General features: G+C 41.0%; 25 protein-coding genes. 10 read left to right on the top strand and 15 right to left on the bottom strand.

All coding sequences use genetic code 11. From position 1 onward, the window contains the following. Window positions 1–20: 20 nt before the first annotated feature. Window positions 21–1,652 (bottom strand): M1 family metallopeptidase, encoded by a 1,632-nt coding sequence (locus B3394_RS02005; RefSeq protein WP_286912401.1) that lies wholly within the window; start codon window positions 1,650–1,652, stop codon window positions 21–23. 133 nt (window positions 1,653–1,785) lie between these two features. After that, on the bottom strand, window positions 1,786–3,414 hold the full coding sequence (locus tag B3394_RS02000; protein ID WP_177735012.1) for an acyl-CoA carboxylase subunit beta: 1,629 nt from the start codon (window positions 3,412–3,414) through the stop codon (window positions 1,786–1,788). Window positions 3,415–3,595: 181 nt separating this feature from the next. Here B3394_RS02000 and B3394_RS01995 point away from each other — a divergent pair, with 181 nt between their 5' ends. Beyond that, window positions 3,596–4,240, top strand: coding sequence for a DUF47 domain-containing protein (locus tag B3394_RS01995; RefSeq protein ID WP_177735010.1), 645 nt, complete (start codon window positions 3,596–3,598; stop codon window positions 4,238–4,240). A gap of 30 nt (window positions 4,241–4,270) precedes the next feature. Next, the gene (locus B3394_RS01990; protein WP_177735008.1) at window positions 4,271–5,338 is read left to right on the top strand and encodes an inorganic phosphate transporter; all 1,068 of its coding nucleotides are present in this window, start codon (window positions 4,271–4,273) and stop codon (window positions 5,336–5,338) included. A gap of 72 nt (window positions 5,339–5,410) precedes the next feature. Here B3394_RS01990 and B3394_RS01985 read toward each other — a convergent pair whose 3' ends face one another. Next, window positions 5,411–5,827, bottom strand: a complete 417-nt coding sequence (locus B3394_RS01985; protein WP_273245357.1) for a hypothetical protein — start codon at window positions 5,825–5,827, stop codon at window positions 5,411–5,413. A gap of 138 nt (window positions 5,828–5,965) precedes the next feature. Between B3394_RS01985 and B3394_RS01980 the strand changes: the two genes are divergently transcribed. The 3 genes from B3394_RS01980 to B3394_RS01970 are packed head-to-tail and all read left to right on the top strand — an operon-like array spanning window position 5,966 to window position 8,696. Next, window positions 5,966–6,982 carry a DHH family phosphoesterase gene (locus tag B3394_RS01980; RefSeq protein ID WP_177735004.1) on the top strand — a complete coding sequence of 339 codons (1,017 nt, stop codon included), beginning with the start codon at window positions 5,966–5,968 and terminating at the stop codon, window positions 6,980–6,982. 4 nt (window positions 6,983–6,986) lie between these two features. Then, on the top strand, window positions 6,987–7,565 hold the full coding sequence (gene gldI / locus B3394_RS01975) for a gliding motility-associated peptidyl-prolyl isomerase GldI (RefSeq protein WP_273245360.1): 579 nt from the start codon (window positions 6,987–6,989) through the stop codon (window positions 7,563–7,565). 30 nt (window positions 7,566–7,595) lie between these two features. Beyond that, window positions 7,596–8,696 carry a peptidylprolyl isomerase gene (locus tag B3394_RS01970; RefSeq protein ID WP_414654228.1) on the top strand — a complete coding sequence of 367 codons (1,101 nt, stop codon included), beginning with the start codon at window positions 7,596–7,598 and terminating at the stop codon, window positions 8,694–8,696. Between the two features lie 104 nt (window positions 8,697–8,800). Here B3394_RS01970 and creD read toward each other — a convergent pair whose 3' ends face one another. From creD to B3394_RS01950, 4 genes are read right to left on the bottom strand one after another with little or no spacing between them, the layout of a single operon-like run. Continuing rightward, window positions 8,801–10,135 carry a cell envelope integrity protein CreD gene (gene creD, locus B3394_RS01965; protein ID WP_286912399.1) on the bottom strand — a complete coding sequence of 445 codons (1,335 nt, stop codon included), beginning with the start codon at window positions 10,133–10,135 and terminating at the stop codon, window positions 8,801–8,803. A 15-nt stretch (window positions 10,136–10,150) separates the two neighbouring features. After that, the gene (locus tag B3394_RS01960; protein WP_177734998.1) at window positions 10,151–10,606 is read right to left on the bottom strand and encodes a hypothetical protein; all 456 of its coding nucleotides are present in this window, start codon (window positions 10,604–10,606) and stop codon (window positions 10,151–10,153) included. 53 nt (window positions 10,607–10,659) lie between these two features. Continuing rightward, window positions 10,660–10,956, bottom strand: coding sequence for a winged helix-turn-helix domain-containing protein (locus tag B3394_RS01955; RefSeq protein WP_177734996.1), 297 nt, complete (start codon window positions 10,954–10,956; stop codon window positions 10,660–10,662). A gap of 5 nt (window positions 10,957–10,961) precedes the next feature. Next, window positions 10,962–11,570 carry a hypothetical protein gene (locus tag B3394_RS01950; RefSeq protein WP_286912398.1) on the bottom strand — a complete coding sequence of 203 codons (609 nt, stop codon included), beginning with the start codon at window positions 11,568–11,570 and terminating at the stop codon, window positions 10,962–10,964. A gap of 140 nt (window positions 11,571–11,710) precedes the next feature. On the opposite strand from B3394_RS01950, the gene B3394_RS01945 reads away from it, so the two are divergent. Both B3394_RS01945 and B3394_RS01940 read left to right on the top strand, forming a co-directional pair. Further along, entirely contained in the window at window positions 11,711–11,980 is a 270-nt protein-coding gene (locus B3394_RS01945) for a hypothetical protein (protein ID WP_286912392.1), read from the top strand. Beyond that, complete coding sequence (locus tag B3394_RS01940) at window positions 11,977–12,330, top strand: DUF1801 domain-containing protein (protein WP_177734990.1); 354 nt, start codon at window positions 11,977–11,979, stop codon at window positions 12,328–12,330. Before B3394_RS01945 ends, B3394_RS01940 begins: the two co-directional genes overlap by 4 nt. A 50-nt stretch (window positions 12,331–12,380) precedes the next feature. Here the strand turns inward: B3394_RS01940 and B3394_RS01935 are convergent, their stop codons facing one another. The 4 genes from B3394_RS01935 to B3394_RS01920 all read right to left on the bottom strand — a co-directional run bounded on the left by B3394_RS01935 (window position 12,381) and on the right by B3394_RS01920 (window position 15,107). Then, the gene (locus B3394_RS01935; RefSeq protein ID WP_177734988.1) at window positions 12,381–13,226 is read right to left on the bottom strand and encodes a hypothetical protein; all 846 of its coding nucleotides are present in this window, start codon (window positions 13,224–13,226) and stop codon (window positions 12,381–12,383) included. Between the two features lie 15 nt (window positions 13,227–13,241). After that, complete coding sequence (gene kdsA / locus B3394_RS01930; protein WP_286912389.1) at window positions 13,242–14,060, bottom strand: 3-deoxy-8-phosphooctulonate synthase; 819 nt, start codon at window positions 14,058–14,060, stop codon at window positions 13,242–13,244. A 94-nt stretch (window positions 14,061–14,154) separates the two neighbouring features. Next, window positions 14,155–14,619, bottom strand: coding sequence for a 2-dehydro-3-deoxyphosphooctonate aldolase (locus B3394_RS01925; RefSeq protein ID WP_177734984.1), 465 nt, complete (start codon window positions 14,617–14,619; stop codon window positions 14,155–14,157). Window positions 14,620–14,621: 2 nt separating this feature from the next. Then, the gene (locus B3394_RS01920; RefSeq protein ID WP_273245372.1) at window positions 14,622–15,107 is read right to left on the bottom strand and encodes a DUF4199 domain-containing protein; all 486 of its coding nucleotides are present in this window, start codon (window positions 15,105–15,107) and stop codon (window positions 14,622–14,624) included. A 119-nt stretch (window positions 15,108–15,226) separates the two neighbouring features. Between B3394_RS01920 and B3394_RS01915 the strand changes: the two genes are divergently transcribed. Further along, entirely contained in the window at window positions 15,227–15,784 is a 558-nt protein-coding gene (locus tag B3394_RS01915) for a YeeE/YedE family protein (RefSeq protein ID WP_177734979.1), read from the top strand. Between the two features lie 9 nt (window positions 15,785–15,793). Continuing rightward, a complete protein-coding gene (locus B3394_RS01910) occupies window positions 15,794–16,207 on the top strand; it encodes a DUF6691 family protein (protein WP_177734977.1) in 414 nt (137 codons plus the stop codon). Between the two features lie 45 nt (window positions 16,208–16,252). On the opposite strand, the gene B3394_RS01905 is transcribed toward B3394_RS01910, so the two are convergent. Both B3394_RS01905 and prmA read right to left on the bottom strand, forming a co-directional pair. After that, complete coding sequence (locus B3394_RS01905) at window positions 16,253–16,528, bottom strand: ATP-dependent Clp protease adaptor ClpS (RefSeq protein WP_177734975.1); 276 nt, start codon at window positions 16,526–16,528, stop codon at window positions 16,253–16,255. 28 nt (window positions 16,529–16,556) lie between these two features. Further along, window positions 16,557–17,390, bottom strand: coding sequence for a 50S ribosomal protein L11 methyltransferase (gene prmA, locus B3394_RS01900; protein WP_177734973.1), 834 nt, complete (start codon window positions 17,388–17,390; stop codon window positions 16,557–16,559). 89 nt (window positions 17,391–17,479) lie between these two features. On the opposite strand from prmA, the gene B3394_RS01895 reads away from it, so the two are divergent. After that, a complete protein-coding gene (locus B3394_RS01895; RefSeq protein ID WP_286912381.1) occupies window positions 17,480–18,697 on the top strand; it encodes a porin in 1,218 nt (405 codons plus the stop codon). A gap of 43 nt (window positions 18,698–18,740) precedes the next feature. Here B3394_RS01895 and B3394_RS01890 read toward each other — a convergent pair whose 3' ends face one another. Together B3394_RS01890 and B3394_RS01885 are read right to left on the bottom strand one after the other, a co-directional pair. Then, window positions 18,741–19,802, bottom strand: a complete 1,062-nt coding sequence (locus B3394_RS01890) for an NAD(P)H-dependent flavin oxidoreductase (RefSeq protein ID WP_286912374.1) — start codon at window positions 19,800–19,802, stop codon at window positions 18,741–18,743. Window positions 19,803–19,951: 149 nt separating this feature from the next. After that, entirely contained in the window at window positions 19,952–23,014 is a 3,063-nt protein-coding gene (locus B3394_RS01885) for a choice-of-anchor I family protein (protein ID WP_286912371.1), read from the bottom strand. Window positions 23,015–23,212 lie beyond the last annotated feature (198 nt).

Genomic DNA, 23,212 nt, shown 5'->3' with positions numbered 1-23,212 from the left:
TAAAATAAATAATTTAATATTTATTTTACTACAGTATAATACATTTTCTGGGTATTGAACTTCAATTTATTCAGGTCTGTTTTTTTGTCAAACTGCTGCCATTCATTGGTGACATTCACCCTGCTTGTTTTTCCGTTGTAGGAATATTCAATAGGCATCTGAAAATCGGTTACATTGGTTTTCCAGCGGTATTCCACTCTTTGGTTCTCAGTGCGCAATTCTAAAGCCGGAATGTCTTTATAGCGAAGGTACTGGTCAAAAAGCGGCGTCAGGTTCATACCGGTTTCTTTGTTGAAAAAGGCAATAACCGTTTCGGTATCGATAATTTGTTTTTTATAGGTTTCGGAATAATCCAGTAACAGCTTCCACCATTTCGCATCATTGTTGATGATGTGGCGGATGGTATTCAGCAACAGGGAACCTTTGTAATACATATCGCCGGAACCTTCTTTATTAACTCCGTAGAAACCGATAATCGGACGGTCGTTCCGAACGTTTCTTGACTGACCGTTCACGTAAGCTAGTGCTTTGTCATAGCCCAGCGTGCATTCCACAAAAACAGCTTCTGTATAGGTAGTGAAGGCTTCGTGTATCCACATGTCTGCGATGTCTTTTGAGGTGATGCTGTTCCCGAACCATTCGTGCCCGGATTCGTGTATGGTGATAAAGTCAAACGTCATCCCAATTCCGGTACCGCTGTTGTCATGCCCCAAATAGCCTTTTCGGTATTTGTTACCATAGGCAACGGCACTTTGATGCTCCATTCCCAGATAGGGTGTTTCGACTAATTTATAGCTGTCTTCCCAGAACGGGTATTTCCCGAATTTCGACTGGAAGCAGTCCATCATGGGTTTTACTTCTTCAAAGTGTTTGCGGGCTTTGCTTTCGTTTTCACGCAATACGTAGTAATCCAGGTCCAGACCTTTATAATTGTCGTGAATATGGGCATAATCGGCAATATTTACCGTGATGTCGTAGTTGTTAATCGGGTTGATCACTTCCCAATCCCATCGGGTATAACCGTTTTTCAGGTCTTCACTTCCCAGGAACCTGCCGTTGGAAACATTCATCAAACCGTTTGGAACGGCCACTTTAATGGTAGCGCCTTTATCCGGTTCGTCTGTCTGGGAATCTTTTACCGGATACCACAAACTGGCTCCGGTTCCCTGTACCGCAACAGCGATCCAGTCTTTTCCCTGGGCATCTTTGCTGAAAACAAAACCGCCATCCCACGGTGCATTTTTGGCAACCGTTGGTTTACCGGAATAATAAAAACGTATTTTATGGGTGCTGTCTCTCGTTAACCGGTTTGGAAAGGCGATAAAAACAGCGTCATTATCGCGGATATAGTCCAGTTTTTTCTTTTCGAATACGATACTGTCTACTTTCATGTTTTCAAATAGATCCACCTGGATTTTATTGGTGTTGTATATCAGTTTGAAAGTAATATCATTATAACCCGTGATGGAACGCTCTCCGGGATTGATGGTAATGTTCAGGTCATAACGCTGCACATCATAATCGGTTCGCTCCGGACGAAGTCCGCCATGCAGCGAATCGCGTCTGGTAAAAGTTTCTTTTTCTGTGATAAGCTGTGCAGAAACCTGCTGCATTCCTAATACTACCATTGCGGAGAGAATAATGTTTTTCATAGCTTATAAATTGGGTTATAATAATAGTGCTAAATTAATAGTAAAACGGGTATCTATTGTGTTTTTACGGCATAAAAAAAATCTACTGCCTGAGAATAAGTAGTAGATTTTTGAATTTGTTACATTTTAACGGTTATACCTGGATTACGCCAAGGTTAAACGGTTTTTCGATAGGGGCGTGGTTGGCAGCCTCAATTCCCATGGAAATCCATTTACGGGTATCCAGCGGATCGATAATGGCATCGGTCCAAAGTCGGGAAGCGGCATAATACGGAGAAACCTGAGCATCATAACGCGCTTTGATTTTATCGAACATCTCGGCTTCTTTTTCCGGTGTTAATTCTTCACCTTTGGCTTTTAAGGAAGACGCTTCAATCTGCAATAATACTTTAGCAGCCTGCGCACCGCCCATTACTGCCAGTTCGGCACTTGGCCATGCGAATATTAATCTCGGGTCGTAGGCTTTACCACACATGGCATAGTTTCCTGCTCCGTAAGAGTTTCCTACTACAACGGTAAATTTAGGTACTACAGAGTTGGAAACAGCATTAACCATTTTGGCTCCGTCTTTAATGATACCGCCGTGTTCGGATTTGGAACCTACCATAAATCCGGTAACGTCCTGTAAAAACACCAATGGAATTTTCTTCTGGTTACAATTGGCAATAAAACGGGTGGCTTTATCGGCACTGTCGGAATAAATTACCCCGCCAAACTGCATTTCTCCTTTTTTGGTTTTTACCACTTTACGCTGGTTGGCCACAATGCCCACAGCCCAGCCGTCAATACGGGCATAACCGGTAATGATGGTTTGTCCGTAACCGGCTTTGTATTCGTCAAATTCCGAATTGTCCACCATACGTTTGATGATCTCCATCATGTCATATTGTTCCGAACGTGCTTTTGGAAGTATTCCGTAGATCTCGTTTTCGTCTAAAGCCGGTTTTGCCGGTTTTTCACGATTGTATCCTGCTTTTTCAAAATCGCCTATTTTACCCACAATGTTTTTGATGGTGTCCAGAGCGTCTTTATCATCTTTTGCTTTATAATCGGTAACGCCTGAGATTTCACAGTGTGTAGTTGCACCGCCCAGTGTTTCATTGTCGATTGTTTCGCCAATAGCGGCTTTTACCAGATAGCTTCCGGCCAGGAAAATACTGCCTGTTTTGTCCACAATAAGCGCTTCGTCGCTCATAATCGGTAAATAAGCTCCACCGGCAACACAGCTTCCCATTACAGCGGCAATCTGGGTGATACCCATGCTGCTCATGATGGCGTTGTTACGGAAAATACGCCCGAAGTGTTCTTTGTCCGGGAAGATTTCATCCTGCAACGGTAAATAAACCCCGGCACTATCCACAAGGTAGATAATAGGAAGTTTGTTTTCCATGGCGATTTCCTGGGCTCTCAGGTTTTTCTTTGCGGTAATCGGAAACCAGGCTCCGGCTTTTACCGTGGCATCATTGGCTACAACGATACATTGTTTGCCTTTTATATATCCTATTTTAACAACGACACCTCCCGAAGGGCATCCGCCGTGTTCTTTATACATACCATCGCCTACAAATGCGCCGATTTCCACGCTCTTTGCTTTTTCGTCCAGTAAATAATCAATACGCTCACGGGCAGTCATTTTTCCTTCCGAATGTAATTTTGCGATGCGTTTTTCTCCACCTCCAAGTTTAACTTTCGCTAAATTTTGTTTTAATTCTGAGACTAATAGTTTGTTATGATCTTCGTTTTTGTTGAAGTTTAAGTCCATTATGTGTTGTGTTTATGCTTTTTATTTCCTTTGTTGGCGCGCTAATTTACGATTTAATTGCCAATAAAAAGTAGTGTCTGTGCCGAAGTTTTTGAATGGGATTTATTAAACATGAATTGTTGTTTAGTTAACGTTAACTTAACACTACGAGGGTAATTTCGCGTCATTAAATTAACATACGATGTCATTAAACAACATTTTCCAGTTTTTAGTACCGAAAGATAAGAAATTTTTCCCTCTTTTTGAGCAGGCTTCGTTGAACCTGATTCAATTGGCTGAAACACTTCATGAGGCAGTAAACGCTTCTAAAAATGAACGTGAGGAGTACTATAAAAAGATCGAAGAATTAGAAGCAAATATTGAAGAAATTACGCATAAAACAAACTTAGAGTTAAGCCGAAACTTCATTACTCCTTTTGATAGAGAGGATATTCACGCTTTGATCACGGCAATTGATGATGTGGCAGATTATATGCACGGTGCAGCAAGTAGAATGCGTTTGTACCAGGTTGAAAAAATCACAAAATCGATCCGTAAATTAACAGAGATCAATCTGGAAGCATGTCAGCATATTGGTGTTGCCATTAAAGAGCTTAAAGATTTGAAAAACCTGAAAGCGATTGCTGATGCGTGTAAAAAAATCAACAAATTAGAAAGTAAAGCAGATAATGTATTTGATAAAGCGGTAGCCGATATTTTCGAAAACGAAACGGATGCTAAAAACATCATTAAATATAAAGAGGTTTTATCGGCATTAGAAACTGCATCAGACAAATGTAAGAGTGTTGCCAATGTATTGGAATCGGTAACGGTTAAATATTCTTAACAGCATTCATTACTTTAGCAACGAAATTCTATGGATTTTACATTACTTATCATAATCATTGTACTGGCACTGATTTTTGATTATATCAACGGTTTTCACGATGCGGCAAATTCCATTGCAACTATCGTGGCAACAAAAGTTCTGACACCTTTCCAGGCAGTATTATGGGCCGCAGCATTTAACTTTGCAGCCTATTTTATTTCCCGTTACTGGATAGGGGAGTTTAAGATCGGTAATACGATTGCAAAATCGGTTAACGAAAACTTTATTACACTTGAAGTTATTCTTGCCGGGCTTATTGCAGCGATTATCTGGAATTTACTAACCTGGAAGCTGGGTATTCCCTCTTCTTCATCCCACACGTTATTAGGTGGTTTTATGGGAGCAGCTTTGGCACATGCCGGAGCCTTATCAGAAAACGGAGTAGACGTTATTAACTATGTGAAAGTTATCCCAACGTTCCTTTTTATCTTCTGTGCCCCTTTGATCGGTATGTTAATTGCCTATCTCATCACCATACTCATTATGAATATCTGCCGGAAGGCAAACCCGCATAAGGCTGATAAATGGTTTAAGAAATTACAGTTGGTTTCTTCGGCATTATTCAGTTTAGGACATGGTGGTAATGATGCTCAGAAAGTTATGGGTATTATCGGAGCAGCGGTAATCTGCTACCACATGAACATGGGTGACGTAGCCTATACTTCTTTAGAGTCTGCCGATCGTTTTGCACATTTCGTAGACGACTGGGCCTGGGTTCCTTTTGTCAGCTTCCTGGCTATCGGTTTAGGAACATTGAGCGGCGGTTGGAAAATTGTGAAAACAATGGGTTCTAAAATTACCAAAGTAACGCCGTTAGAAGGTGTTGCGGCAGAAACTGCCGGAGCGGTTACGTTATATTTAACGGAGCACATGGGCGTTCCTGTATCGACAACGCATACCATTACCGGTTCGATTATCGGGGTTGGGATTACCAAACGTATCTCGGCGGTAAGATGGGGTGTAACGATTAACCTTTTATGGGCATGGATCTTAACCATTCCGGTATCGGCTTTAATCGCAGCTATCATTTATTATATCCTGAAAATGATCTTTTAAGCTCTGCTTAAAGTAATTATATAAAAAAGCGCTATTCCCGGAATAGCGCTTTTTTTATGCTGGTTATTTTTTTTAGTTCTTAAGATATTTCATGTTGTACACGATAATTCTGTCCTTGTAATAGATGTACAGTTGTTTCCGGTTACCCTGGTTTTTCCGGGTATAGATGCTGACAACACAGTTTTCACCGTCATTTGTGACACACTGAAACGAAGCGATATCATCTGTAGGAGTTGATTTTTTGTCATAATACTCAACGATCCTGAATAACTGCTCCACATTGGAGTAAATCATGATCCTGTTTTTGTCGGTGTTCAGGTTGACAATAATCTCGGCCTTTTTAAAATCGGTATAATCGCTCCATTTTCCTTTTTTATCTTTTTCAGATACGCTCACGCCGGTTGTTATAAAGCGGTAATCCTGACTGTATAGCTCGTTTCCGCCGGCAATCAGCAATAAAAGAATAAAAGCTTTTTTAATAGTTTTCATTGGGTTGAATTCATTTAGCAGTGACAATAATACAAAAAAACGTATCGAAGCACATTATATTTTAAGAGTTTTTTTAAAACCGTATTTTTTAAGAAGTAGGAATTATTTTTGTGAACCAAAAAACTGTAAATTCGCAGCATGATGAATAAAAATGAAATTGAAGCTGTTAAAACGCTGCTTGCTTCACCTAAAAAGATTGTGATTATTCCGCATAGAAATCCTGATGGTGATGCAATGGGGTCTACTTTAGCCCTGTATCACACGTTTCAGAAGTTAAACCATGAGGCGGTTGTGATTTCTCCGAATGATTTTCCCGATTTTTTAAACTGGCTTCCGGCTTCGGAAACCGTAATGATTTATGAAACGGATAAAAAAGCAGCCGAAGAACGGCTAAAACAGGCAGATATCGTCTTTACACTGGATTTTAATGCGCTGCACCGCGTTGGGGAGCAAATGGAAGTTTTCTTAAAAACGCTGGAAGACAAAACCTTTGTAATGATCGACCACCACCAGCTGCCGGATACTTATGCACAATATACTTTTTCCGATACCGGTTACGGTTCTACCTGCGAAATGGTGTTTACCTTTTTACAGGAGCTGGGGTATGGGGATTTAATAGACAAAACCATTGCGACCTGTATTTATACCGGTATTGTAACCGATTCGGGTTCTTTCCGCTTTCCTTTAACAACCAGTACCACCCATCGTGTAGTGGCCGATTTGATTGACAAAGGTGTGGAAAACAGTAAAATTCACAATTTATTGTTCGATACCAGCTCTTATAACCGTTTGCAGCTGCTGGGAAGAGGACTTCAAAACCTGAAACTGCTGCCGGAATATAAAACGTCCTATATTACCTTAACGCAGGAAGAACTGGATATGTTTGATTATGCCAAAGGCGATACGGAAGGCATTGTAAATTATGGCCTTTCGATTAAAGGGATTGATTTTACCGCTATATTTATTGAAAATAAAGAAGAAGGAATCGTTAAGATCTCCTTTCGATCGCAGGGCGGTTTTGATGTGAATCAATTTGCAAGAAAGCATTTTAACGGCGGCGGACACATAAATGCAGCCGGCGGAAAATCCTTTTTGCCATTAGAAGAAACGATACAACAATTTATTGCTATTTTAGCAACTGAAAAGACATCATAAGTTTATGAAAAAAGTATATTTTTTAAGTCTTGCCGTTTTCGGTTTCGTATTTGCCGGTTGTTCCCAGCAACAGGCAAGACAGCCCATTTCGCACAGTTCGGGGACTTTTATTAAAGAATCGATCAAGCGGAACAAAAAGCTGATTGCCAATGAGGAATCGCTTATAGATGCCATTATCGATAAGGATACGGCCAAAACCTATATTGCTTCGGCTAAGGGGTACTGGTACCGTTATGACATTAAAAATGAGACGGAAACAGTAACGCCTAAAAAAGGTGATATCGCTTATTTTGATTACCATATCAGTGATTTGCAGGGAAAAATCATTTATACGGAAGCCGATCTGAAAGCCCAGGTGTATCTTGTTGACAAACAAAACATCATGATGGGACTTCGTGACGGTATTAAGTTAATGAAAAAAGGAGAGAAGGTAACGTTCTTATTTCCTTCCCACATGGCTTACGGTTATCACGGTGATAATGATAAAATTGGTACTAACGAACCGTTAATGTGTACGGTAACGTTAACTGATATTAAAGCAGATCCGAAAAGCGCTGTAAAAACAGAACCAAAAACCAATTAAGAAACCAGTAAATAATTATCAATTTAAAAAATGAAATCAATGACAAGTTTATTTTTAGGCCTTATTGCTTTATTTTCATCTTGTACTTCGTCTTACGATAAATTAGGCGACGGACTATATGCAGATATCGAGACGAATAAAGGTAACATAATCGTTAAATTAGAATACCAGAAAACGCCGATTACGGTAGCCAATTTTGTTTCTTTGGCAGAAGGAAAAAATCCTTTTGTAACGGCACAATATAAAGGAAAACCTTTTTACAATGAAGTGAAATTCCACAGAGTAATCAAAGATTTTATGATTCAGGGTGGTGATCCGGAAGGAAGCGGAAACGGCGGACCGGGTTATAAATTTAAAGACGAGATCGTTCCGGAATTAAAACATGCGAAAGCCGGTATTTTGTCTATGGCAAATGCTGGAGCCGGAACTAACGGAAGCCAGTTTTTTATTACACACAAAGCAACACCATGGTTAGACGGGAAACACACTGTTTTCGGAGAAGTTGTGGAAGGAATGGATGTCGTGAACAAAATCGAACAAAACGATGTGATTAAAAAAGTTACGATTGTTTGTGTTGGTAAAGATGCCAAAAAATTTGACGCACCTAAAGTATTTAAAAGTTACTACGATACAGAATCGGTAACCCAAAAGAAATTAGCAGAGAGCATGTCGAAAGTAAAAACGGATAAAGTAGCTGAATTTGCAGCAGCAAAAACAGGAGCTACAAAAACACAATCCGGATTGGAATATAAAATTGTTACTAAAGGAAACGGTAAAAAACCGGCTGCAGGAACTCAGGTATATGTAAACTATGCGGGATATTTCGAAAGCGGAGAATTATTCGATACCAGCTATGAAGAAATTGCAAAACAATTCGGAAAGCACGATGCTAACAGAGCTGCAGCGAACCAGTATATCCCGTTCCCATTCCCTTATGGTCAGAAAGAAGGTCTGATCCCTGGATTTATTGAAGGATTGGAAAATATGTCTTTTGGAGATAAAGCGATCCTTTTTATCCCATCGCATCTGGCTTACGGAGAACGTGGTTATGCAATCATCCCACCAAATACTAATTTGATTTTCGAGATCGAAATGTTGGAAACACAACCGGCTCCGAAAGCAAAAAAATAATACTAAAGCCTGTCATAAACAGAACTTTTAAAAATACAAAACCAGGACACAAGTCCTGGTTTTTTTATGGATACGGATGCCGTAAGGCTTATTGTTTAATACTGTTAGTTGTTGTTCCAGTCGATTCTTCGGGAGAAATACATCACTAATCCCAGGATGATGAACAAACCGATACTGCCTACTAACAGGGCATAATTTTCCAGTTGTATGATCACAAAGATAAAAGCATACAGGGCAGTGAGGGATAACCCGATAAACGCCGGAAACTTATAATTTTTCAGTATGGAAACGGAATAGATGGTTATCATCGCGACTACGGCAGCTCCGGAAATAATATAGGCTTTCAGGAAACTGCTGTGTTCGGTAATGGCTATTAACAGGGTATAGAACATAATAAGAGCAATACCGATCATACTGTATTGGAAAATATGGATTCTGATTTTACTGATGGACTGGATTAAAAAGAAGATCAGAAAGGTCAGCCCGATTACAAGGAAGCCGTATTTGGACACTCTTTCGTTTTTTTGATACTCGTCTACCGGGATGACAAAATTAACGCCGAAAGCGTAGGCCTTTAAATCGGGTAACAGGTCAAAGTACTGTTGCGAAAAAGCCCTGTTGATGTGCAGGATTTTCCATTTTGCCTGAAAACCGTTTTGGGTAACCGTTTTGGTCTTGTCATTCGGCAGGAAATTCCCGGTAAATCCCGGACTGTGCCAGTTCGATTTCATGCTCACGTCTGTTGTTTTTCCGATAGGTACAAATTTAATCTGTTGGCTGCCGTCGTATTTTACCTTAAAGTCAAAATTAAGCGGGTAGACCCCGTCCGGTGAAAGATGGATAAAAGCGGTTTCCAATGCCTGTATTCCGGTATTGGAATTGGTATAAATCGGTTCAAAAATAAAATGCTGATTTCCGATCGCAATTTTCACTTCGTCCTTAATGCTTTTTAAATTACTGGTCTGTATCAGTATCGTGGCTTTGTCCCAGAGAATATCGCTTTGCGGAATGCCCTTGACACTAAAATCCGGTTTTGAATAAGTTCCTTTAAAATACATATCGGCCGTAAAAACGGAAGCATTATAGTTGCTTCTGTTTAGCGGTTTGGTTTCCACATCGGTGGTGTTTTCCAGTTTTTCCGGAAAGATATAGGCATATTTATAACTGTTCGTAGCCGGAACTTTATAGGGAACTTTTAGCACCGGACCGTAGAAATAAACATCGGTACCCCATTTGTCGTTAATTTCCGTGATGACTTCCTTTTCTCTTTGAGAGCGCTCCGCAATCAGGTCTTTTACAAACTGCAGCGGAATTAAAAGCACTAATGTGAGGAAGCCCACAACCAGCATTTTAACTGTTGTAGTCTGAAAAAAAGGAGTTACGTCCGGAATGCCGGGAGTCTTCGGTTGGGAAGGCTGCTGTTCGAATTGATTTTCCATAAAATAGCGGTTTGATTAATGAATTTTAAAAATGTTGCGTATGGTGCTCACGGGGAATAAGAGCAATTTGGAATAGTCCAGGTAATGGAAGGACAAGGCTTCTTTCCCGCGTTTGTAATAGTGTCTGTATGTTTTTAGCCGGTGCGGATAACACAGTACTCCGGATAATATGACCATCAGTAAATAAGCACTTCTTTTACCGTTACCTAGCAGGTAAAACTGCATGGCAATTTCGTCGCTAACCGTAGTGCCGGTGCCGGTTAGTACATGAATGACATCGTGATCTTCAAATTTCGGTTCCATTTCAAACTGATTTTCCTGTAAAAATGTTCCCAGATGAAACCCTAAGGAGTCTTCCGGATAGGTTAGTAATTCCTCTTTTGTAATATCCCATGGTTTATTCTTTTTAAAATAGCGCTGATAGGGGATCTTTGTGATTTTGTAGAACCGCTCGAATAGAAAATCTCTCATTTTTAGTTTTTAAAAGTACTTTGAATTTCAAAGTAAATGGATAAAAAAATAGCTTAGTTTTTTTGAATCAATTTTTCAAGTGCGTCAATATGGTCCTGAAAAGCTTTTCGGCCTTCTTTGGTAGCGATGTACCGGGTGTTGGGTTTCTTTCCGATAAACTGTTTTTCAATCGTAATATACTGTTCTGCTTCGAGCGCTTTAGCATGGCTCGCCAGGTTACCGTCGGTTACCCCTAAAAGTTCTTTCAGAGTCGTAAAATCAGCATTTTCATTGACCATCAGTATCGACATGATACCCAGCCGGATGCGATGGTCAAAAGCTTTATTGATATTTTCGAGTATACTTTTCAAAACAATTATTTTCTATCGTATTTATAATACATTACGGTACCATACAGGATATGACACACGCCAAATCCGAGCACCCAAAAATACAAACCATATCCGGAAAATTCAACGGCAAACAGTCCTAAAATAATTTCCGTTAAACCCAGGTAACGAACATCTCTCAAAGTGTATTTACTGGCGTTAAGACAGGCCATGCCGTAAAAAAGCAGCATGATGGGTGCTACCAGACCGTAATAGCCGTTTTTTAATAATAATAAGGCAAAGATTCCTCCGGTAACTAACGGAATGGCAAAGTTGATCAACAGTCTTTTGGAAGAAGCATTCCATACTTTTTCGCCCATTTTTTTTGCTTTATTCACCGTCAGTAGATAGGCGGTTATTAGAGATGCCGCTAAAACGCAGCCGGCTATCAGTAATATCTGTTTAAAAAGTACGCTTTCCAGCGTGATATAAAGCCGGGTATTGTTTTCAATCAGCGCATTAGCAATCCAGGCTCCGATTAATGCGTAAATTCCCGCCAGTATCCCGGAAAGACCACTTAATGAAATAAACTGTGACGATTTATTCATTAAATCTTTAATGTCTTTCAAATCCTGTAAATAATTATTTGCCTCCATTTTTAAAGTACTTTGAAATACAAAGTAAAATATAAATTTTGTATTGTACAATACTTTTTTAAAATTATTTTGAGATTAAAAAGATTGGGAATGGGAAATCCGGGAAACAAATAATAAGTTTGTAGTTAAATACAGGAGCTATGAAAACAGGAGGTAGGTTGTTACTGCTAACGGGAATACTATTTGGGATCTTAATTTTATTAGCCATTGCAGGCGTTTTACTGGATGCCAAAACCATCGGGAAGCAGGGGTCGGAGTATGCTTTAGGGTATTATTCCGGTATACTGGTAGGGATGATTTTGTTAATCGGGCTGGATTATGTCTTGATCCGCTACGGACTTCATTATATCCGGAAAGCAAAGCGTAAAAAGCTGGAAGAGCAACCGCTGACGAAAACAGGAAAGCAGTGAAACCGGCCGATAATTATATTCTGAACCAGCCGGAACCGTACCGGTCAATGTTGCTGCACATCGTTGCGGTTCTGGAAAGCAGTGTAACGGAATTTGAAATGCAGTACCGGTGGAAAATACCGTATGTGTATCATAAAGGAAAACCGTTCTGTTATTTGAATGCCAGCCACAAAAAACAATTTGTAGACGTTGGTTTTTCCAAAGGTTTTAAACTGGAAAAGAACCAGGATGTTTTGGTGGCAGACGGCGGCAGGAATACCATAAAATCATTGCGGTACACCACGCTGGAAGCAATTGATAACGCTGTATTGCTCGATGTTGTAAAAGAAGCCATGACGTTATATCCATAAAAAAAACCGCACTTGTTTAAGTGCGGTTTTTTTATGTAAAAGTAATTTTTTTAGATTCTGAAAATACCTCCAAAAGCGATAACTCGCTGTAAAAAGAAGAAATCCTGCGACGCTTTATCATCAGCACTGTAGGTTGTGCGGATATCGTTCATGTTGATATAACCGCCTTTCAATTCTGCCTGTACAAAGAAATATTTAAAGAACGTTAAGTTGATACCTGCTTTGGCAGAAACCCCGAATCCGGAAATGTGGAAATCGTCATGACGCTCTTTGTTGAACAGTTTTGCATTGGTTTTTGGAAATAAAACACCGCCACCAACACCTTCTGTGATGTTGATCTGGAATTTATCGGTATCGTTAATCCCAAACCATTTTGAAATATCATCAACTCTTGAAAATTCCGTGTTGATGTAGTTCAGTCCGTCTGTGTGCTCAAAAGTAAGGAAGCTCTCATCAGATAGATCCACCATACCGTTGTTCACTACTGTCTGGTCGTAATTGGAAGGATACGTTCCGGAAATTCTCGCCAGCTGATCCTGCTGCATTACATATTTCATGTGGTCAACCCCAATGGAAATATTGTATTTGTCGGTAATAAAATACCCGATACGGAAGTTGGTTTGTGGTATCGTCATCCTTCCCGGATTAATATAGTCCACATGCCATCCTTTCGGTTTGTCCTGAGCGGCAACATCATAAAGGGTGAAGTCATAATCTGCTCCTTTAAAATGAATGTCGGAGTCAGTGAAATTAGCCCGGTTACCTCCCCAATAGAAATAAAATTTTCCTTTATTGTGAGCCGTGTATTTTTCAGGTGTAATTGCTTCTTCCTGAGCAAAGGCGTACTGTGAAAAAACACAAAAAGTTAGCACAGCCATTAAAAATGGATGTTTCATTATTGTAGTAAAAAATTAAAATGAGTTTACTGTTTTACGAATCGCAACCAGCTTGGTCATTAATCCTTCAAAGTAATCCAGATGCAGCATGTTTGCTCCATCGCTTTTTGCATTTGCAGGATCAAAATGGGTTTCGATGAAAATACCATCAACGCCAACGGCAATTCCGGCCTTTGCAACGGTTTCGATCATATCCGGTCTTCCTCCGGTTACTCCTACAGTTTGATTGGGCTGCTGTAGCGAGTGAGTTACATCCAGAACCGTAGTGGCATATTGCTGCATGGTAGGTATTCCTCTGTAGTCCACAATCATGTCCTGGTAACCAAACATTGTACCTCTGTCGGTAACCATTACGTTTTCATTATGGCAGTCCAATACTTTCTGAACAGCATGTTTCATGCTTTCCGGACTCATGAATTGTCCTTTTTTTAAGTTTACCGTTTTTCCGGTATTGGCTGCAGCGACAACCAAATCCGTCTGGCGTACTAAAAAGGCAGGAATCTGAAGGATATCTACATATTCCGCAGCCATAGTCGCATCGTGGATTTCGTGAATATCGGTTACTGTTGGTATACCGAATTCCTGAGATACCTTTTGCAGTATTTTTAACGCTTTTTCATCACCAATACCTGTAAAACTGTCAATTCTGGAACGGTTTGCTTTTTTGAAAGAACCTTTAAACACATAAGGAATTTCCAGTCTGTCGGTAATGGTTACTAATTTTTCGGCAATGCGCATTGCCATTTCTTCTCCTTCAATAGCACAAGGCCCGGCAAGTAAAAAGAAGTTTCCGCTGTTGGTATGTTTGATTTGCGGTATATTTTGTAAGTTCATAGTTGTTGTTTTCTTAAAAGTGTAGCAAATATACAACAAAAAAACCTTCTAATGAATGCATTAGAAGGCTGTAAATCTTATAAAATTCTTAAAATTATTGTGTTCTGGATGGGGATTTTTTAATAGATAGTCCTTTGGGGCACATTATTTTACCTTTTTCGAAAGTGTTAAAGTAAAGCAGCAACGGCGTTTTCAATCCTTCCCAGCTTACGGAGTAGATGTTCAGCATTCCGGCACCCACACGATTGTGCTTGGTTGGAAACGGGCAGCAGGTACCTTTTTTCTCAAATACCAGTTTTTGGCCATCAGGACCTTCCAGTCCGTTAAAGAAGAAGGCAACATTGGTTTTTTCCTGTGCTTCGGGTATAAAACCTATATTCACAGGATAATCCTCGTCATAACCGTATTTGGCATTATCGCTGTATTCGGTCAGCAGGAAATAATTGTCACGGACAACAGGGCGCTGTGCCGTATCGTCAATATTTTTAATAGTGGATTTTGTACTGATGCAGGAAGTAAGAAGCGTGCATCCCACGATGGCAAACCATATTTTTTTCATACTTATTTCGTGTTTTTGGTTTGGGTAAAATAGGCAACAATGGCAGCGGTTAAAACACCAATGGACAGTATGTTGAATATTCCCTGTGTTATAAAACTCTGCAGGTTAAAATAGCCGGTGGCAAAAGCACTGTTTTCAGGTTTTGATTTGGCCGCATTGGCAATAGCATTTTTAAAGAAATCAGGAGAAATAGATTCGTGGAAAATAAGCTGAACCAACGGACTGAAAGCACCAATCAGCAGGGTTAGGATCGCCCCGGAAATAAACGCCTGTTTGTAGGTAATCGTACCGTTATAGAAACGGGTCTTTTTTTCTTTTAAAGCCAGGGTGTACAGGATAGCATAAACCAGTCCGAACGGAAGACAGATAAAAAAATAGCTGCTGATTTTTTCATCGTGAAAACCGGCCATTTTTTCAAAAACAATCCATAAAACGGCGATTACAGAAAAGATAATACTCCATTTTATTTCTACAGAAAACTTTTTCATCAAAAAGATAATTTAACGAATTCAAAGGTAGCAGAATATTTTGTTTGTAAAAAATTATGTAATCATTGTTACACAAAATACTGATTGAATAAGTACTTTTGCTGCAAATCAGTTTATTTATGGAAGTTATTTATGGAACATGGCCTTGGTATATTTCAGGTTTTTTGATCGGAATGATTATGCTGACGCTTATTTATTTTGGAAAAGCATTTGGAATGTCGTCCAATTTACGAACCCTTTGCAGTATTGCAGGAGCCGGAAGATTTGCTGAATTTTTCCGTTTTGACTGGAAATCGCAGCGATGGAACCTGGCTGTAGTTTTCGGCGCAATACTGGGCGGATTCGTTGCCGTACATTTTTTGAGTGACGGCAGCGGGGTAAACATCAATCCGCAAACAATCGAACAGCTGGCAGCTTTAAATATAGAAGCACCAAACGGGAAACTGGCTCCGGATTCGTTAATGGGATTTGAAGCAATGAAAAACCCTAAAACCTTTATTATCCTTTTGGCCGGCGGATTGTTGATCGGGTTTGGAACGCGTTATGCCGGCGGATGTACTTCCGGACATGCCATTTCCGGATTGAGTAATTTACAGCTTCCTTCGCTTATTGCCGTTATCGGATTTTTTATTGGCGGTTTAATTATGTCCCATTTTCTTTTACCCCTAATTTTTTAAGACAGCAGCATGAAATATTTGAAATTTATACTTGTAGGCTTTATTTTCGGAATTGTATTGACAAAATCGGAAGCCGTTTCGTGGTACCGCATCTATGAAATGTTCCAGTTTCAGTCTTTCCACATGTTTGGGATCATTATGGTTGCTATCGTAACCGGAGTGATCGGTATCCAGATCATCAAAAGAAAAGAAGTGAAAGATTTTAGCGGTGCGCCGATAAAAATTGAAGATAAAGAAAAAGGATTTACCCGGTATGTTATCGGTGGGGTTCTATTCGGATTAGGATGGGCGATGGTAGGATCTTGTCCGGGACCGATCTTTATCCTTATCGGAGCCGGATTCTGGGGTGCGGGAGTGATCCTTTTAGGAGCACTTCTGGGAACATATATCTATGGTTTGTTAAAAGATATACTGCCGCATTAAGAGCAATAGTCATATAAAAAAGTCCCGGATTATCCGGGACTTTTTTTATTGTATTTCAGCGCTCAAACCAGCGTCGAGTAATTGCAGACATTGTGGCTTTAAATCGGAATAAGCACCGGTTTTAACGGTACACTTTCCTGTATAATGCACTAAAATAGCACATTGTTCCGCTTGTTCAGAAGTGTGGTCGCAAACCTGAATCAACGTGTCGATTACATGATCAAAAGTATTGACATCGTCATTAAACAAGATAATTTCATTGTTTAAGGATATCAATTCTTCAACGGCTACTTCTTCTAAAACTTTTTCTTTAACACTCATAATCAGAAGCTTACTTTAATTTTTTTAGCTAATTTACATATTTTAAAGATACCCAATTATTCTTTTGCAACTTTTTAACATACGTCAGTCCTTTTTCGGTACAGCTGGCATCGATAAACGGAATGTCCTCTTCATAGAATCCGCTTAACAGCAATATTCCGCCTTTGTTTAAACAGTTCACATACGCCTGCATGTCGTTTAAAAGGATGTTGCGGTTAATGTTGGCAATGATCAGATCATATTTCTGATCGGTTAACAAAGACGCATCCCCTTCATAAACGGTAATGTGTTTGCAGTTGTTACGCTCGGCATTTTCAATGGAATTCAGGTAACACCAGTTGTCAATATCGATGGCATCAATTGGCTGTGCACCTTTCATTTCAGCCAGGATGGCAAGAATTGCCGTTCCGCAGCCCATATCGAGTGTTTTTAAGCCGGTAACATCCATTTCTAACAAATGCTGTGTCATCATAAAAGTGGTTTCGTGATGACCGGTTCCGAAACTCATTTTAGGTTCGATCACAATATCGTACTGCGCATCCGTTTTTTCGTGAAAAGGGGCACGGATATGGCAGATGCCGTCTACATCGATCGCTTCAAAGTTTTTCTCCCATTCTTCATTCCAGTTTACCTGCTCGATCTCTTCCATCGTGTATTCGATTTTGAATTCTTCCGAATGTAAAATCTGGATATCTTCCAGGATATTTTCGTGCCAAAGCTCTTTTTGAACGTAAGCAGAAAGCCCGTTTTCGGTTTCGATAAAACTTTCAAAAGCCGTTTCTCCCAATTCTGCAATCAGAATTTCGGAGCCTAACTCTTTGGGTTCCACAGTAAAATGGTATCCTATATAGTTGTTTTGCATAACATTAATTTTTCGCAAAGGTAACATTATCTTAATATCACAACGCAATAAATAACATTAGTTTTGCTCTCAAATAACACAACACTAACATGAGAAAATTACTAATAATTGTTTTGCTGCTCTTTGCTGTAGGTTTACAGGCACAGGACATCAAGATTTCTACCAAAGATAACGATTTAAAATTAGCGGCGCTTCCGTACTATAGCTACGGAAAAGGACTTGGAATTACTTCTGCCGACAGTTTGTTTCAGTTAAACATCCGTTTCCGTATGCAAAACCGCATCGGGTACATCCAGAATGAAGGCGAAGATGCAGCCTATGACGGACAGATCCGTCGTTTGCGTCTGCGTTTTGACGGTTATGTAGGGAATCCTCACTTTTTATATGTGTTGCAATTATCGTTTGCACCGGGTGATGTAGGAGAAATTCATGAAGGCGAAAACATCAACATTATCCGTGATGCGGCCGTGATTTACCGTCCCAACAGAAACTGGAGTTTTACGTTCGGGCAAACGAAGATACCGGGGAACCGCCAGCGTGTGAACTCTTCGGGAGCTTTGCAGTTAACGGATCGTTCCATTAACAATGCGAAATTCAATATCGACAGGGATTTTGGTATTCAGGCATATTTCCTGAACGAGAAAAAAGATGCGTTTTCGTATAATATTAAAACAGCCGTTACTACCGGCGAAGGGCGTAACTGGACGAAAAGCCCGGATAACGGAGTGGCTTTGACCGGTAAGATCGAATTGTTCCCGTTAGGATCGTTTACAAAAGACGGATCTAACTTTGAAGGGGATTTAGCGCGTGAAAAAACACCAAAACTATTGCTTTCCGGAGCTTTTCATCAAAATAACAATGCCCGCAGAACACAAGGGCAGCTGGGTGACGATTTGTACCAGCAAAAAACAATGAAATCCTTTTTTGCAGATGCGATGCTAAAATACAACGGCTGGGCTGCTATGGCGACCTATATGTCCCGTACGGCTAACAATCCGATTGCCATTGATCCGCTTGATCCAACGTTAAGCAACTATGTTTATACCGGTAAAGGGATGGATTATCAGCTGAGTTATACGTTCCCGACAAATTATGAAATCATCGGGCGTTTTTCTACACAAACGGCTAATAAGGATATTAAAACATTAACGCCGGATACGAATGAATATACCATCGGGGTGACGAAATACTTGTGGGAGCATGCTTTTAAGCTGCAAACGGAGCTAACGTATGACCAGTTGGATTTTGCGAACGGAACAACTAAAAATAACTGGTATGTCCGTTTCCAGATAGAAATAGGAATTTAAAAAAAGAACCTCAGTGCAAGCTGAGGTTTTTTTATGTTTTATCTTAACCGATAGCTTCGGTTTGCCGGATCAGTTCCCGGAATACTGCGGCAGATTTAGTCAGATGGATCTTCGGAGCCGATTGTCCGCTCCACAGGTTGGTAAAGTCTTTGTTGTTTTGCTGCTGTGCAATTTGCCGGAAGGCGGTTGTCAGGCTGTTCTGAACAGGATAGGGCGGTATGTTTATCCCGGCCTTATCCAATGCGTCCATAAAACGGTTTTTAAGCCCGCGGGCCCATCGTCCTGAAAAAGTCCGGGTCAGTTCGCTGTCGGTGTCCTGAGCGGCTAAAACAGCCTCTTTATAGGCAGGAATCGCGATACTCTCATCGGTTGCGATAAAAGCCGTTCCGATCTGTACGCCGGATGCGCCCATGGCAAAATCGGCTTTGATGGTTTTCCCGTTATTGATCGCTCCGGAAGCGAGAACCGGTTTGGCAATGTGATGCGTGATTTCCGACAGCAAAGCAGTCAGTCCGATTTGCGGAAGCGGTTTGTGCTCTAAAAAGGAGCCTCTGTGGCCGCCGGCTTCAATGCCCTGGGCAACGATCATGTCGATATCTTTATTGTTCAAAAGCAGTGCTTCTTCCAGGCAGGTTGCCGTTCCGATCAATATAATGTGGTGTTCTTTCAGTTTCCGGATACTGTTGTCATCCAGGATGCCAAAAGTAAAACTGACAATAGGAATCTGCTCGTCAATGAGTATCGGGATTTGCTGCTGGTATGTGTAAAATGAAAATGCCGTTATGGGGGTTACCGGAAAAGAAATGCCGTTTTGTTTTCCTAAAGCTATCAGGAATTCCTGCATTTGCAGGGCATTTTCCGTATCGGTTTCCGGCAGGGAATGGGCAAACAGGTTTACGGCAAACGGTTTCTGGGTAAGCGATTTTGTTTTCCGGATCAGTTCCTTTGTCTTTTCCGGAGATAATCCGCCTACGGGAAGGGAGCCTAAACCGCCTTCATTGGAAACAGCGGCGACCATTTCGGGTGTGGTCACGCCAAGCATTGGAGCCTGGATAACAGGGTAGTGTATGCGGGCTGTTTTGGTAAGTTGATTTTCCCAGTTCATGGTGTGTCTTTTTAAATGAATTTGACACTCAAATTTAAGGAATCACGCTCAAAACCCTTGTAAATTTGTATTTGTTTAACGTTGGTTAAAAACCAAAAACCGGATCAGAAATGAATCCAATCCGGTTTTCTTCTAAAAATATAAATAAACTACTTCACAATTAATTTCTGTGTAATACCCTCAGCAGTACGGATAAGGTAAATACCCGCTGTTAGTTTTGAGGTGTTGATGGTTAAGGCATTTTTCTCCGACTGAATCAGTTTTCCGGAAAGATCGTATAACTGATAATCGGCTACACGGTTAAAATACACCAGACCTTTGTTTGACGGATTCGGGAATACCGTGAATGTTTTCGGTGCATTCGTGAAATCGTCATTGGAAAGGTTGGCGGTATTCACTTCATACATGCTGATCGTACCGCTTATTTCATTGGCTACAGCCACATAATTTTTCCCGGTAGGGCTGTTTGCTGCTCTAATGAACGTTACGCCTTCCGGACCTAAATCGCCGGAATAAGCAGAAACGCTGCGGCTGTTTTTATAGTCTACAAATTTCACATCGGCAGGATTGGTTACGTCATATACCATAACACCACCCACGCGTTCCAGTGTGATAAAGGCAAATGTTTTACCGGCAATTTCGGCTATGGTGATACCTTCCGGCTCCGGACCTTTGGCGCGGCTTCTTCCTTTTTTAACGTTGTCCCCGTGATCGGCATTAAAAATAGGGCTGATGGAAGGGGTCATTGCAGTGTACATTTCAAAATCGTCACCACTGTCAAATACGATGGCTTTGGTATCGGCATTAAAAATAGAGAACGAACGGGCTCCTAATATTCTGATCTGTTCATAATCGGCATCGGCATCGGTGTTTCCGTTCAGGTTGGTCGCACGCAGTCTTCCGGCATTATGATTTTGCTTTAAAACGGCAGCATTCGGGAAAACAGCCGGATCTAAAGTATAGGTATTGGCACCAATGGTTGTTCTTTCGGTAAGGCCGCTGTATTCTTTTTCATCACCCTCATTAGCTGTCAGCAGGTAAGTGGTTCCGCCAACGGTGTAGTTGGCTACGGCATCCGGGATATAATAGGCTTCAACCGGCCAGTTGGCAATCAATACTTCGCTGTTGTTATCGGAAATGTCCATTCCGTTACCCGGAATACGAAGGTCTTTGGTGCCCAATGCCCAAACATCGGCAATGGATTTGGTGTTTAAATTGATTTCTGCAATAGCGTTGTTTTCCTGTAAGGTAACCCATGCTCTTTGAGAATCGGCGCTGATGGTAATGTATTCCGGTTCGAAATCCTGCGACAAAGTACTGCTGCTTTTGGTTTTACGAACACCGGAAGCAATCAGGGCACTTTCCTGTGCATTATAGGCCGTGAACAATAAGGTCGTTACATCGGATTGGGACAAGCTTGCGATTCCGCCGGAAATGTCAATGATGGAAACAGAACCTTCCGGATCTACCGTATAGGCATCGTTTGGTTGTCCTTCGTTAGCAGTCAGTACTTTGGTACCGTCATGTGAAAAAGTAACCATATCCGGTAAAGCACCTACTGTAACCTGTTTTAAAAAGTTTCCGTTCGTGTCAAAAAATACTACGGAACCGTTTAGTTGTTCGTTAGCGTTTGGAGAAGCCACAGCCACTACGCCATTCTTAACGGCTACGCTGGTGATTCCGCCATAAGACGCCATATTGATGGAGTTTACGACACTTAACGCTGCCGGATTGGAGAAATCGATTATTTCCAGCTTGTCGGCAATAGCACTAATGGTAAACAAACGCTGCGTGGCCGGGTCGTGCACCACAATTTCACAAGAACTGCTGCTGGCTCCGGAAGGGTCAAAACTTCCGATGTATTCCAGCTGGATGTCATTATTCGCTACAGGCGCCTGTTTGTCGTTATCTTTAATATACACTGTAGTCATCGGGTTACCGGTAATGCTTAATCCTACCGGGTTTTCAAGACTCAGCACAAAATATTCGGCATGCTGCTCTTCCAGAGTGTCGTCGATAATGGGAATCGAAACGGTTTGGGTGGTCGCACTGCCGGCTGTAAAATGCAGGGTCTGCGTGGCCAGTGTGAAATCTCCGGTATCAGCGGTACTAAAGGGGGCGGCTTTAACAACTAAATCTACCGAAGCATTGGATGGTGCGGTAAGGTTCAGGTTAAAGTTTAAAGTACCGTGGTTTTCATTTACCGTGATAAAATTAGAAGCCATTGCGATTTTGGTGTCAAAAGCAACGGTTGTAAATACGGACAACGGAGTAGTGGTAATCGCATTATCGTTAGTGTCTTCTATAGTGTTGGGTACAACCGCCACATAGTAGTTCTGACTGTTTGTTAAAGGTTGTGCAGGGGCAATGGTGATCACATTATTGCTGATCGTGGCATCAAAAGGTACCGGAGCTCCGGAGGCATTTCCCAAACGCAATTCCACAAGGGCATCAACATTTGTATTGTTGATAGGGGAATTATCTGCCAAACGGATAGCCTCATTGAAAGAGATCGTAGGTTGGGATGTTATGGCAACGTTTGTGGCATTGTTTGCCGGTAAAAAGGTGGCTACCGGAGCCGTAGTGTCTGTACCTCCTGCAATTGTTCCGGTGATGGTCAGGTTATCGAAACGGTTGTTTCCGCTGGATCCTGCCGCAGTTGTTCCGCCAAAATCTATTTTAAGGGCAAAGTTGGGATTGTTGGCAACACCTGTAATTCCCGAAAAGTCAAGTGTGACCACTTCATATGTAGGTTCTGTTTGAGGCGAATAGGAAGTAACGGTTAATCCGGTGGTGATAAAATCGGTTCCGTTAAGCGTATAGGAATAATTCTGAACGGATGCTCCCTGTGTTGTTCTGGTCGTTGCAAATTTAATGATGATGTTCTGATAGCCGGTTGTTGGGGCTGTTACCAAAAGCGAACGGGTATTGCTGGGATTTCTGGGACGTAATCCCAATCCGGCAGCATCACCGTTTTGTGCATTCAGAACGGATCCAGCCACATTGTCCATATATCCTGCTCCGGTTCCGGGATAGCTAATCGCGGTTCCGGTTGGCAAAAGGGAAGCATCTGGAGCAACAGTATTCAGGTTACCGGAAGGCAGCGCATTAAAGTTCCAGTAATGGAGCTGCGTTTGTCCCCAGGTAAAGGTCGTTCCCATAAAGAGAAATAACCGTAGTAAATTCTTTTTAGTAGTGTAGTGTTGTGTCATTTGGTTGTGTGTTTTTTACTGGCTACAAAAGTCAATGCTTCAGGTTATGTAAATATTACCGAATAAATAAATGGATGTGACGGAATGTTTAAGAATAGGTTAGGAATGTAAACAGACCGTTTTAAGGTAAGCCGGTTGTGATAATTCTGTGTAAATGAATCCGGAAATGTTATAAGACTTTTTTTATTAAAAGAAGGC

It is taken from the genome of Flavobacterium sp. UBA4197 (genome assembly GCF_002379575.1).
Lineage (GTDB): Bacteria > Bacteroidota > Bacteroidia > Flavobacteriales > Flavobacteriaceae > Flavobacterium > Flavobacterium inviolabile.
This window is presented reverse-complemented; position numbering and strand designations above follow the sequence as displayed.